Annotated in this window: 10 protein-coding genes; 3 read left to right on the forward strand and 7 right to left on the reverse strand. The window is 64.6% G+C overall.

Annotated features, from left to right (window positions below):
• Positions 1-36: 36 nt before the first annotated feature.
• Positions 37-228, forward strand: coding sequence for a DUF1674 domain-containing protein (locus tag BLV07_RS08945; RefSeq protein WP_091882748.1), 192 nt, complete (start codon positions 37-39; stop codon positions 226-228).
• A gap of 32 nt (positions 229-260) precedes the next feature.
• Here the strand turns inward: BLV07_RS08945 and cysN are convergent, their stop codons facing one another.
• From cysN to BLV07_RS08965, 4 genes are all read right to left on the reverse strand, one after another.
• Complete coding sequence (cysN, locus tag BLV07_RS08950; RefSeq protein ID WP_091882751.1) at positions 261-2,156, reverse strand: sulfate adenylyltransferase subunit CysN; 1,896 nt, start codon at positions 2,154-2,156, stop codon at positions 261-263.
• Entirely contained in the window at positions 2,156-3,121 is a 966-nt protein-coding gene (gene cysD / locus BLV07_RS08955; RefSeq protein ID WP_091883070.1) for a sulfate adenylyltransferase subunit CysD, read from the reverse strand. Before cysD ends, cysN begins: the two co-directional genes overlap by 1 nt.
• A gap of 5 nt (positions 3,122-3,126) precedes the next feature.
• Positions 3,127-4,146, reverse strand: a complete 1,020-nt coding sequence (locus BLV07_RS08960; RefSeq protein WP_091882754.1) for a sulfotransferase family protein — start codon at positions 4,144-4,146, stop codon at positions 3,127-3,129.
• Positions 4,147-4,300: 154 nt separating this feature from the next.
• Positions 4,301-6,046 (reverse strand): methyl-accepting chemotaxis protein, encoded by a 1,746-nt coding sequence (locus BLV07_RS08965; RefSeq protein WP_091882755.1) that lies wholly within the window; start codon positions 6,044-6,046, stop codon positions 4,301-4,303.
• A gap of 253 nt (positions 6,047-6,299) precedes the next feature.
• On the opposite strand from BLV07_RS08965, the gene BLV07_RS08970 reads away from it, so the two are divergent.
• Complete coding sequence (locus BLV07_RS08970) at positions 6,300-6,890, forward strand: thermonuclease family protein (RefSeq protein ID WP_091882760.1); 591 nt, start codon at positions 6,300-6,302, stop codon at positions 6,888-6,890.
• A gap of 178 nt (positions 6,891-7,068) precedes the next feature.
• Here the strand turns inward: BLV07_RS08970 and BLV07_RS08975 are convergent, their stop codons facing one another.
• On the reverse strand, positions 7,069-7,584 hold the full coding sequence (locus BLV07_RS08975; RefSeq protein WP_091882763.1) for a L,D-transpeptidase: 516 nt from the start codon (positions 7,582-7,584) through the stop codon (positions 7,069-7,071).
• Between the two features lie 418 nt (positions 7,585-8,002).
• Positions 8,003-9,949, reverse strand: a complete 1,947-nt coding sequence (gene acs / locus BLV07_RS08980) for an acetate--CoA ligase (RefSeq protein WP_091882766.1) — start codon at positions 9,947-9,949, stop codon at positions 8,003-8,005.
• 402 nt (positions 9,950-10,351) lie between these two features.
• Between acs and BLV07_RS08985 the strand changes: the two genes are divergently transcribed.
• Positions 10,352-11,521: a DNA topoisomerase IB gene (locus tag BLV07_RS08985; protein ID WP_091882768.1), complete on the forward strand. Its 1,170-nt coding sequence runs from the start codon at positions 10,352-10,354 to the stop codon at positions 11,519-11,521.
• A 110-nt stretch (positions 11,522-11,631) separates the two neighbouring features.
• Here BLV07_RS08985 and BLV07_RS08990 read toward each other — a convergent pair whose 3' ends face one another.
• Entirely contained in the window at positions 11,632-12,087 is a 456-nt protein-coding gene (locus tag BLV07_RS08990; protein ID WP_091882771.1) for an SRPBCC family protein, read from the reverse strand.
• Between the last annotated feature and the right edge of the window lie 86 nt (positions 12,088-12,173).

Genomic DNA, 12,173 nt, shown 5'->3' on the forward strand with positions numbered 1-12,173 from the left:
CGCGCCGCGGGCCGTCCTGCGCTAATAAGCCGGGCCATGAGTGACCAGCCTCCCGTTCCCGATCGCAAGCCGCTGCCGCCCGCAGCCCAGCGTGCGCTGGCTGAAGCCGAGGCGCGGCGGCAGGCGGCCGAAGCCAAAGCGCGGCCCAGGGAGCTTCAGGGACCGAAGGGACCCGAGCCCACCCGCTATGGCGATTGGGAAAGAAAGGGCATCGCCTCCGACTTCTGAGGCCTGCGAAGGTCCACGCTGGGTGCACGCCGCTATAGATAGTGATTGTCTCTGAGATAGCGGATGATGCGTTCGCAGGCCGCTTCGCTCGACAGTTCCGAGGTGTCGATGCTGATCTCCGGCGCTTGCGGTGCCTCGTAGGGATCATCGATCCCGGTGAAGCCTGTCAGCTCGCCCGCGCGCGCCTTGCGATAGAGGCCCTTGGGGTCGCGACGCTCGCATTCGGCAAGCGGGGTCGCGACATGGATTTCGATGAACTCGCTCGTCTCGACCCGCTGCCGCGCCAGTGCGCGCTCGCTGCGGAACGGCGAAATCAGCGCGACCAGCGCGATCATGCCGGCATCGACGAACAGCGCCGCGATTTCCGCGACACGCCGGACGTTTTCCATTCTCTCCGCGCTGGAGAAGCCGAGATCGCGATTGATGCCGTGGCGGAGATTGTCGCCGTCGAGCAGCGCGGCGTGGCGTCCGAGCTCGGCAAGGCGCCGGTCGACGAGATCTGCGATCGTCGATTTGCCGGCTCCACTGAAGCCCGTGAACCAGAGCACGCAGGGCCGCTGCTGCTTGAGCCGCGCACGCACGGACTTGTCGACTGCGAGTCGATGGCGGTGAATGTTGGTTGCGCGGCTCAGCGAGAGGTCGACCATACCGGCGGCAGCGGTGCGATGGCTGATCGGATCGATGAGGATGAAGCTGCCCATGTTGCGGTCGTCGCGATAGGCCTCGAACACCAGCGGGCGGTCGAGGCGGAGATGGACCTGGCCGATCTGGTTGGCATCGAGCGTCGTGGCGCTTTCCTGCGCCATGGTGTCGATGGCGATGCGGTGCTCGAGCGACGTGATCACCGCGCCGATCGAAGCCGTGCCGCATTTGAGAACGTAGCGCCGGCCCGCGACCATGGCCTGGTCATCAAACCAGACGAGATGGGCCGCCAGTTGATCCGAGATCTGTGGTGTGGACCCCGCCGTCAGCACGTCACCGCGACTGACGTCGATCTCGTCCGCCAATGTGAGCGTCACCGATTCGCCCGCCGCAGCCCGATCGCGTTCGCCGCCGGGCGTGAGAATGCGCGCGACCTGGGTTGGACGGCCCGAGGGCTGCACGGCAACGGCGTCGCCTGCCCGGATCGTTCCGCTGGCGATTCGGCCGCAGAAGCCGCGAAAATCCGCATGCGGCCGGTTGACCCATTGCACCGGCAGCCGGAACGGCCGCTGCGAGACGTCGCCGGACACGTCCACCGATTCCAGATAGGCCGTGACGGTTGGCCCGGTGTACCACGGCATCCGCGTGCTCGCGGCGACGATGTTGTCGCCGTCGGGCGCCACCACCGGGATGCATTGGACCTGGGAAATGCCGAGCTGCCCGGCCAGCGTCAGATATTCGGCGGTGATCGCCGCGAAGCGACCACCGTCGAATCCGATCAGATCCATCTTGTTCACGGCGAGGACGACGTGGCGGACGCCGAGCAGCGACAGGATGTGGCTGTGACGCCGCGTCTGCGTGATCACGCCCTTGCGTGCGTCGATCAACACCACGGCGAGATCGGCGTTGGAGGCGCCGGTCGCCATGTTGCGGGTATATTGTGCATGTCCCGGTGTGTCGGCGACGATGAAGCGGCGCAACGGCGTGGCGAAGAACCGGTAGGCGACGTCGATCGTGATGCCCTGCTCGCGCTCGGCCTGCAAGCCGTCGACCAGCAGCGCGAAATCGAGATCGCCGCCTGTGGTGCCAACGGTCCGGCTCTCGGAGGCGAGGGCGTCGAGCTGGTCGTCGAGCAGCGTCTTGGAATCGTAAAGCAGGCGGCCGACCAGCGTGCTCTTGCCGTCATCGACGCTGCCGCAGGTGACGAAGCGCAGCGTCGGGCGGTCGTCCTGATCCAGCCGCGGCGCATCGGAGGCGGCGATCGCGGGGGCCTCGTGATAGGACATCAGAAGTAGCCTTCCGCTTTCTTGCGCTCCATCGACGCGGGACTGTCCCGGTCGATCATGCGCCCCTGCCGCTCGGAGGTGCGCGAGACCATCATCTCCCGAACGATCTCCGGCAGGGTCGCCGCCGTCGAGGTCGTCGCGCCGGTGAGAGGATAGCAGCCGAGCGTGCGAAACCTGACGGAGCGCCAGCGCGGCTCCTCGTACGGACGCAGCGGCATCCGTTCGTCATCCACCATGATCAGCGCACCGTCGCGCTCGACCACCGGACGCGGCGCCGCCAGATAGAGTGGAACGATCGGGATGTCTTCGAGCAGGATGTAGTCCCAGACGTCGAGCTCGGTCCAGTTCGACAGCGGAAACACCCGCATGCTCTCGCCCGGCGCGAGCATCGTGTTGTACAGGCTCCACAGCTCCGGCCGCTGGTTCTTCGGGTCCCAGCGATGCGCCGCACTGCGATGCGAGAAGATGCGCTCCTTGGCGCGCGACTTCTCCTCGTCGCGCCGCGCTCCTCCGATCGCGGCGTCGAAGCCGTGGAGGTCCAGCGCCTGTCGCAACGCCTGCGTCTTCATGACGTCGGTGTAACGGGCCGACCCGTGGGTGAAGGGGTCAATGCCCTGGCTCAGTCCGTCATTGTTGGTGTGGACGATCAGATCGAGGCCGAGCTCGCGCGCGCGCATGTCGCGAAATGCGATCATCTCCCGGAACTTCCACGTCGTGTCGACATGCAGCATGGGAAACGGCGGCTTGCCGGGATGAAACGCCTTCATCGCCAGATGCAGCAGCACCGAAGAGTCTTTCCCGATCGAATACAGCATGACCGGCTTGCGGAACTCGGCCGCCGTCTCCCGCAGGATGTGGATGCTTTCCGCCTCCAGGCGTCGAAGGTGGATGACTGTCGCGCGGCTCGGCTTGTCGTCAACCGCTCCAGGGACGGCTGGCTCGGTGGTCGCGGCAATGTCGAGCATGGTGATCACGCAGCCGTAGCGAGCCAATCGCCGAACAGGTGCGCCGACGTCGCTGCATTCAGGTCGAGATCGCGAACGCATGCCGCAACCGAGGCACGATAAGCATCGTTGACGCCGCAGCGCTCCAGGACGTCCAGCTGGGCCTGGCTCAGCGAGGTCGTTGCGCGGCGCTGGTAGCGATAGGCGCTATCCGAGGTGTGCAGATTGGGCACCTTGTAGATCGCCGCTTCGCTCGGGAAGATGACGCGCGCGTTGTTCGCCTGCTCTTGTCCCGGCTCCCGCCATGAGGTCACGGCATTTTCGGTAAAGCTGCCCGAAATGCCGAGGCGGTCGAACAGGACTCGAACCGACGATACCGCCTCCTTGCTCACCTCGTAGACGTAATGCGTGACCGGAACGCCCTGTTGCCTGGCGTAGCCAGCGACCCGGACTGCGCTGAGTGCGGCGACGACATAGTGCGCCAGCAGCGTACTTCCAGGAGCGCGCGAGATCAGCTTCTCGAGCCAGGACGCCAGCGCGCTGGCTGGCTCGCGGTCGAGCGCGATGAGGTGCAGCCGGTGCCGCGGGTAGCCTGCGTCGATCAGCAGCTTGAGCGGATTGAACAGGCTCTCGGCGAGCACGTAGGGCCCGATCGTCTCCTTGCTGAAGATATTCGGCTCATCGGCCGCCGACGGCACGATCCACGGTGTCAGCGCCTCGCCGACGAGCGAATCGCGCAGCATGGCCTTCAGCGGTTGATAATACGAGGGCATCCCGGTCATGCCGAACAAATTGCTCAGGGCCGTCGATCCGACCCGCGCCTTGCCGCATGCAAAATAAAGCATGGGAAAATCCTGCGCCGGGCGATGCCGAAAGCTCTCGGCAAGACATTCCGTCACTTCGCGCATCAGCGTTTCGAGCGCGACGGTCCGGGTCTGGAATCCATCCACCGGCGAAAGCCGCGTGGTGTCGAGGGAATGATGTTGCTGGCGCACCAGATCGGCGATTCGTTCGAGCGAATCGTGTGAAGTCACGTCGATGTTCATGTTGGGGGGACTCGAACAGGCTCCGCAAACGAGTTGCTTACGGTTTCAAATTCAACCTATCGTTGCTCACAATGCCGGTCAAACCCGGGAAATCCCGGGGGTGTCATGAATGTCCGGCGAGCACAGAAACTGTGCTCGCCGCTTCGTTGCCGATCTAGGCGGCGCGCACAGTATTGAGGAATTTCTCGACCTCGGCCTTCAACAGACCGCTTTCGGTGGACAGCGAGCGCGCCGATGCGAGCACTTGTCCAGATGCCGCGCCGGTGGCGCTTGCACCGTGACTGACCTGCGCGATCTTGTCGGCGACCTCGACCGTGCCCTTGGCGGCTTCGCTGACGTTGCGTGCGATCTCCGACGTCGCGGCTCCCTGCTCCTCGATGGTCGCAGCGATGGTGGTCGAGATGTCCGAGATCCTGGCGATGGTCGCGCCGATCTCCTTGATCGCGCCGACGGAATCTTCCGTCGCTGCCTGCATGCCAGCGATCTGCGTGCCGATTTCCTCGGTCGCTTTCGCGGTCTGGGCAGCGAGCGCCTTGACCTCGCTCGCCACCACGGCGAATCCGCGGCCGGATTCACCGGCGCGTGCCGCTTCGATCGTGGCGTTCAGCGCCAGGAGGTTGGTCTGTTCGGCAATCGCAGTGATCAGCTTGACGACGTCGCCGATCCGGCCCGCGGCCTTGAGCAGTTCATTGATGCGGATGTCGGTGCGCTCGGCCTGCTTCACCGCTTCGCCGGCGATACGGCTGGAATCGTGGACCTGGCGGCTGATCTCGACCACCGACGTGCTCATTTCTTCGGCGGCCGACGCCACGGCGCCGACATTGGTGGATGCCTCCTCGGAGGCCGCTGCCACCATTCCGGAGAGCTGCTGGGTCTCTTCCGCGGTGCCCGACAACGTGCCGGCGGCGGATTCGAGCTGCTGGGAAGCGGCGGAGACCGAATTGATGATGCTGCCGACTGCCGCTTCGAATGCGCCGGCGAGCCGGATCATCTCTTCCTTGCGCTGCGCGGCCGCAGCGGCTTCCTGCTGCTTCTGCTCGGCTTCCATCTGCTCGATGCGGATCAGGTTGTCCTTGAAGGTCTGCGCCGCGCGAGCGTTGTCGCCCACTTCGTCGCCGCGGGCCGTATAGGGGATCTCGACGGCCTTGCTGCCGCTGGCGAGTTGCAGGAGCACATCGCCGATGCGCCGGATCGGGCGGGCGATGCTCGACACCGAAAAGACCGCGGAGCCGATCAGCATCAGCATGACGAAGACGCCGACGATCACCGCGAAGTTGGCGACACGATCAAGTTCGACCAGCAATTCGCCTTTACGTCGCGCTGCGAATTCGTTGGCGACGCCCACCAGATCGTCGACGCGTTTGCCGACTTCCTTGGCCGCCGGGCGCATATGCTCTGCAAGAATGCCCGCCCTTGCTGTTTCCGCTGCGGACTTGGCGCCGCCGGCGGGGGCATTGATGACGGCCCTCTGCGCCGCCGCCAGCTCGACGGCACTGGCAAGATAAGTATCGACGAACTTCCTCGCCTCGCGATAGGCATCCTGCGTGACCTTTCGCGTCGCCCGCTCCCTTGCGGCGTCGATTTCCGTACCGGCCTCGGTTGCATGGCTGCGGAGAGTTTCGAGGAGCTTGTCGACCTCACCGACCGACGGCGCGGAGCCGAGCTCGAGGGCGACGAGCTGCGCGCGCGCCATCGCCGTCTGCGCCGCCTGCGCATTGCCTTTGTTGAGGTAGTTGATGATGACCAGCCGGTTGGACTCCGCGATCGACTGGTTGCCGAGCATCTGGTTGGTCAGGATACCGCCGACCAGCAGAACGTTGATGCCCGTGATGATGCCGAGCTTTGTTCCAATGCGAAGCTTGAATAATCCCACCGCTCTCTCCTCAATTCCGTCCCGCATCAGGTATGCGCAACCAAAGATTGAGATTTGGGTAATATTCACCGATGGCCGTAGAAGTACGGCCGATGCGCCGCATGCCCGCCTGGCAGAACGATGGAGTGGCGGTATCTCGGGATGCAGACCGCGCGCGATGCGACCACGCAGGCGCTAAACGGAATGTGAAGATCGCTCTCCGTGCAACTACAGGCAGTAACCGCTAGAAAGCTTGGAACGCGGCTTGCCGGTTCTGCCGACTCAGCTCTAGCGTGAGACAATGCGTTCCCGCGATCGTCTCAATCCGTATCGGTCATCCTTCAGCGGCTCTCCGTTCCATCGCCGATTCTCCGGACTGTTGCCCTGGATGTTCGTGGTCGGCGTCGTGACGGCTGTCGTGCTTGCCTTCCGGCACGGCACGAACTGGCCCGTCCCGCATGGGGCCGACGGCCGGTCGCAGGCGACCGACATCGTCCTCGAGCAGGCCGGAGATGCCGGCGCTCACCAGCCGATCGAAGTCATCCGCACCATCGACGGCGACACCTTTCTGGCGCGCGTGCATCAGCGCAACGGCGGTCATCTCGTCGTGCGGGTTCGCCTGCGCGGCATCGATGCACCTGAACTGAAAGCATCGTGCCAGGATGAGCTGAACAAGGCTGAAGCCGCCACCGATGCGCTGCGCAATCTGCTCGGCCAGGGGGACGTGACGATCTCCAATCTCGGGCCCGACAAATACGGACGCATTCTCGCTGACGTCGCGACCCGGCGGACCGCCAACGTCTCGGCCACGCTGCTCGCAGGCGGTTACGTGCGCAGTTACAATGGCGGCCATCGCGACGGCTGGTGTGCGCGCAGCTGGCGTTTTTGGTAATAAAAAAAGCCGCGTCGCTAGAGCATGATCCGGACCCGAAGGGCCGCGTTCGCGCAAAGTGTGTAGCGGTTTTCCGAAAAGATCATGCTCAAACAATAACCTAAAGCGCGATGACGATTCATCCTGATCTCATCGCGCTTTAGACGCGGCTCTCGCAATCCTCTCCCGATCTCCTCGATCAGCGCGTCACGACCACCGTCGTGCCCACGGAGACGCGGCCGTAGAGATCGGTGATGTCGTCGTTGAGCATGCGGATGCAGCCATAGGAGACGAACCCGCCGATCGAGCCCGGCACGTTGGTGCCGTGGATCGCATATTCGCCGCCGGCCAAGGTCATCGCCGCAACGCCCATCGGGTTGCGCGGCGAGCCGCCCGGAATGACGTCGGGAATACTCGGCTTGTCGCGCTTCACCTCGGCAGGCGGTGCCCAGGCTGGATTGAGATACTTGCCGTCGATCTTCGTCGTGCCGGCCCATTGCTTGCCGGCCTTGCCGACGCCAACCGGATAGCGCACGGCGTGGCCGTTATCGAGGATGAGATAGAGCCGGCGCTCGCTGGTTTTGACCACGATGGTGCCCGGCGAATAGTCGGCCAGGTGCGTCCCGACCATTTCCGGCCGCGCCTCGGCCGCGGTCGACATCAAAACCCCAGCCCCGATGGTGGCGGCCAGCGCCACCGCAATCCTCATCGACATCGATGCTTCCCCTTGCCCCAAACGGATCGTCCAGAAATTTACGCAGAACCCGGCAATCGCGGCTTGCCCAGATATTCTTAACCGCGCTCGTTAACCGGATGGTTTCCACGCGCGGCCGCCAAGGGCCAGCCGGCACGGGAACAAAGGAAATGTTCGAAATAAAGTAAATGACCTGAAAACAACACTCGGCGGGAAAGACGCGCAGGTCCCGGGGCGCACCCTGACGAATGCGTGCGGATGTAAACGCCTGTTATTTCAGGAGGCGTTGGCGAGCTGGTCTCGTGTCCCGGACAAGGCGCGGCGCGTAGCGCCGCGACGCTGAGCCGGGACCCAGTTCTAGTGCGGAGAGATGGGCCCCGGCTCTGCAGCGCACCGCTGAAGCGCGCGCTGCGCTGCGTCCGGGGCACGGAGCCGCTTCTTACGCCGACTTCCGGTTCTGCCGGTTCTTGACGAGGTCGTCGACCACGGCCGGATCGGCCAGTGTCGAGGTGTCGCCTAAGCTGCCCGGCTCGTCCTCGGCGATCTTGCGCAGGATGCGGCGCATGATTTTGCCGGAGCGGGTTTTGGGCAGGCTAGGGGCGAACTGGATCTGGTCCGGCGAGGCGATCGGGCCGATCTCCTTGCGTACCCAGGTGACGAGCTCCTTGCGCAGATCCTCGGTCGGCTGGACGCCCGCCATCAGGGTGACATAGGCGTAGATGCCCTGGCCCTTGATGTCGTGCGGGAAGCCGACCACGGCCGCCTCCGACACCTTCTCGTGCGCGACCAGCGCGCTCTCGACTTCAGCGGTGCCCATGCGATGGCCGGAAACGTTGATGACGTCGTCGACGCGGCCGGTGATCCAGTAATAGCCGTCGGCGTCGCGCCGGCAGCCATCGCCGGTGAAGTATTTGCCCTTGTAGGTCGAGAAGTAGGTCTGCTCGAACCGGGCGTGGTCGCCATAGACCGTGCGCATCATGCCCGGCCATGACCGCGTGAGACAGAGGTTGCCCGTCGTCTCGCCTTCGAGCGTCTTGCCGTCGGCATCGACGATCTCCGGCACCACGCCGAAGAACGGCAGCGTCGCCGAACCCGGCTTGAGCTTGATCGCGCCCGGCAGCGGCGTGATCAAGATGCCGCCAGTCTCGGTCTGCCACCAGGTGTCGACGATCGGGCAGCGGCCGTCGCCGACGACGCGGTGATACCACTCCCAGGCTTCCGGATTGATGGGCTCGCCGACCGAGCCGAGCAGGCGCAGCGAGGCGCGCGAGGTCTTCTTCACCGGCTCGTCGCCACCTTGCATGAGTGCGCGGATCGCGGTCGGCGCGGTGTAGAAGGTGTTGACCTTGTGCTTGTCGATGACGTTCCAGAACCTGGAATTATCGGGATAATTCGGCACGCCTTCGAACATCAGCGTGGTCGCGCCATTACAGAGCGGCCCGTAGAGAATGTAACTGTGGCCGGTGACCCAGCCGACGTCGGCGGTGCACCAATAGACGTCGCCGTCGTGATAGTCGAAGACGTATTGATGCGTCATCGCGGCATAGACGAGATAGCCGGCGGAGGTGTGCAGCACGCCCTTGGGCTGGCCGGTCGAGCCCGAGGTGTAGAGGATGAATAGCGGATCCTCGGCGTGCATGTGCTCGGCCGGGCACTCCGTCGTCACCATCTTGGCGGCGTCGTGGTACCAGAGGTCGCGCGTCGGGTTCATGTCGATCTTGCCGCCGGTGCGCTTGACCACGACGACCCAGTCGACGCCGTCCGCTTTGGCGAGCGCCGCGTCGACATTGGCCTTCAGCGGCACCTTCTTGCCGCCGCGCAAGCCTTCATCCGCAGTGATGATCACCTTGGATTGGCAGTCGTTGATGCGCTGGGCGAGGCTGTCGGGGGAGAAGCCCGCGAACACCACGGAATGGATCGCGCCGATCCGCGCGCAGGCCAGCATCGCATAGGCCGCTTCCGGAACCATCGGCAGGTAGATGGTGACGCGGTCGCCCTTCTTGACGTTGCGGGTGCGCAGGATGTTGGCCATCCGGCAGACCTCGTCGTGCAGCTCCTTGTAGGTGATGTGCTTTGACTGCGAGGGATCGTCGCCCTCCCAGATGATCGCGGTCTGATTGGCACGCGTGTGGAGATGCCGGTCGATGCAATTATGGGCGACGTTGAGGACGCCATCCTCGAACCATTTGATCGAGATGTTGCCGGGCGCGAAGGAGACGTTCTCGATTTTCGTCGGCGCCTTCATCCAGTCGATGCGCTTGGCCTGCTCCGCCCAGAAACCGTTCGGGTCCGAGATCGAGCGCGCGTACATGTCCTTGTACTTGGCCTGGTCGACCCAGGCGCGCTTCGCCCACTCTGCCGGTACGTCGTAGATCTTCTCGGACATGCTTTCCCTCCACATACGGCAGGCCGAACGCTAGTGATTGGCGAGCCGACTTGATCATTGAATGATTATGCGTCGGGCTAACCGGACCCGACAAGGAGCACAAGCTGGACCTTCGGCGGGCCGCCGGCCATGCGGAGGATCAAGCCCGCTTGGGCGACTGTCGCAGATCTGAAACAGGCCGGGGACCGGCTTTCGGGCCTTGACCCAACTCTCCGGAACAGGCCCGCGCAGGGCGCCATGCAACCGACGGAGGTATTTAGAAACCTTTCCTCACTGATTCGGGACTCGCATTACGGTTCGGAACACCCTAAATGGCGAACCCGGGATCCCAACGAGGCTCCTGGAACAAAAATCAAAACAATCGCATTGATCGGTAACAGGCAGGGCCAAAGGCATAAGACTATGATGGATCAGCAGAATCTCGGCGCGATGCGGCCCGCTTCCGCCGATCCTGCGGCCGTTGCCCTCGCCAAAGCCCTCGGACAATGGCCGGAACCGGCCGGTTTCAGGCGTCTCAGCCCCAAAAAGACCTTCGACACGACGTCGGCGGCGACGGTCGAGGCGCTCGCCAGGGGACTGGGCCTGCGCCTCGGCGACCAGAACGAGCTGACCATCCGGCGCATCAAGCGCGGCAAGGGCTATTCCTTCGTCCGCCCGAACGGTGCGCATATTCGCGACGCCCGCATCATCCGCCGGCTGCACGCCATGGCGGTGCCGCCGGCCTATCGCGAGGTGCGCTACTCCGCCGATCCGAGCTCGCATCTCCAGGCCGTGGGACGCGATGCCGCGGGCCGGCTGCAATATCGCTATCACGCCGACTGGGAGAAGGTCCGCGAGCACCGCAAGGCGCATCGCCTTGAGAAGCTCGTCGGCGCGCTGCCAAAGATCCGCCGCAAGGTCTCGGCGTTCCTGTCGGGCGACGAGCCGACGCGTGAATTCGCGCTCTCGGCCGTCATCGAGCTGATCGCCCGCACCGCGATCCGCCCCGGCAACGAATCCTATGCCCGTCTCAACGGCACCCGCGGCGCCACCACGCTGCTCAAGTCCAACGTGACGCTGGAAGATGATTGCTTCGTGCTGACCTTCAAGGCGAAGGGCGGCAAGGCGGTGCGGAAGGAGTGCGACGCGGCCAAGCTGGTGCGCGCCATCGGCATTTTGCGGGCCGTCCCGGGTAAGCGCATGTTCCAGTATCGCGACGCCTACGGCATCGTGCGCGCGGTCAATACCACGCAGGTGAATGCGTTTCTGCGCGAGATCGCCGGCATCAAAATCTCGCTGAAGGATTTTCGCACGCTGATGGCGTCTGCCGTCGTCGTGGAATCCTTGTCGCGGATCACGCCTGCGACCAGCCAGCGCGGCCGCAAGAAGCAGGTGCTGGACGCGATCCGCGCCGCCGCCGACCAGCTCTCCAACACGCCTGCGATTTGCCGCAAGAGCTATGTCCACGACACCATCGTCACCGCCTTCGAGGATGGCATCCTCGAACGCTTCGCCGCGACCATGAAGGGCCAGCGCTCGCAGGCAAGGCGCGAGCAGCTTCTGGCCCAGGTGGTGGCGACCGCGGCGGTTTAGCGTCGCGCTCCCGTAGGGTGGGCAAAGCGGAGCGTGCCCACCATTTCTGCTGCGGTGTTGGGATAGATGGTGGGCACGGCGCAAGTGCGCCTTTGCCCACCCTACAGTCCCTACGCCTTCTCGGACACGCCCTTATCCGGACCGGGATCGCCGCCCGCGGCTGCCGTGGTGAGCCGTACCAGATAATGCGCCCAGCCCTTTGCATGCGCGGCCGCCTGCTCTTCCGTCGGCAGCCCGCTATGGGTCATCCGCATCAAAGTGCCGCCGTCGTGCTCAATCAGGTCGATCTCAATCAGGCTCGAGCCGGGCGGCACCTCCTGGCCGCCCTCCCAGCCGAACGTGTAAGCGAGACGATGCACCGGCACGACCTCGCGGAAGGCGCCGCGCGCGACGCCGCCGCGCGGGCCGACACCCTTCACCAGATAGAGGCCGCCGGGATGCGGCTCCGTGCTCGCGTCGGAACCCATCCAGCTCAAGATCTTCTCGGGGTCGGTCAGATAGGCGAAAACAGTGGCGCGTGGGGCGGCGATCTGGGTCTCGCGTTGCACTATGAACGGTTCGGTCATCGGCGATCATCCCTGGGCTGACACTCGGACATGGCGGCGCCAGAGCGGTCCGTCAAGGATTGCCCGTGACAAAGACGGCGTGCCTT

The organism is Bradyrhizobium sp. Rc2d (assembly GCF_900099855.1).
Classification (GTDB): domain Bacteria; phylum Pseudomonadota; class Alphaproteobacteria; order Rhizobiales; family Xanthobacteraceae; genus Bradyrhizobium.

Excerpts from the sequence above, each read along its gene's own strand:
- BLV07_RS08945 (WP_091882748.1), top strand. The coding sequence starts at position 37 with ATGAGTGACCAGCCTCCCGTTCCCGATCGCAAGCCGCTGCCGCCCGCA.
- cysN (WP_091882751.1), bottom strand. The coding sequence starts at position 2,156 with ATGTCCTATCACGAGGCCCCCGCGATCGCCGCCTCCGATGCGCCGCGG.
- cysD (WP_091883070.1), bottom strand. The coding sequence starts at position 3,121 with ATGCTCGACATTGCCGCGACCACCGAGCCAGCCGTCCCTGGAGCGGTT.
- BLV07_RS08960 (WP_091882754.1), bottom strand. The coding sequence starts at position 4,146 with ATGAACATCGACGTGACTTCACACGATTCGCTCGAACGAATCGCCGAT.
- BLV07_RS08965 (WP_091882755.1), bottom strand. The coding sequence starts at position 6,046 with ATGCGGGACGGAATTGAGGAGAGAGCGGTGGGATTATTCAAGCTTCGC.
- BLV07_RS08970 (WP_091882760.1), top strand. The coding sequence starts at position 6,300 with ATGCGTTCCCGCGATCGTCTCAATCCGTATCGGTCATCCTTCAGCGGC.
- BLV07_RS08975 (WP_091882763.1), bottom strand. The coding sequence starts at position 7,584 with ATGTCGATGAGGATTGCGGTGGCGCTGGCCGCCACCATCGGGGCTGGG.
- acs (WP_091882766.1), bottom strand. The coding sequence starts at position 9,949 with ATGTCCGAGAAGATCTACGACGTACCGGCAGAGTGGGCGAAGCGCGCC.
- BLV07_RS08985 (WP_091882768.1), top strand. The coding sequence starts at position 10,352 with ATGATGGATCAGCAGAATCTCGGCGCGATGCGGCCCGCTTCCGCCGAT.
- BLV07_RS08990 (WP_091882771.1), bottom strand. The coding sequence starts at position 12,087 with ATGACCGAACCGTTCATAGTGCAACGCGAGACCCAGATCGCCGCCCCA.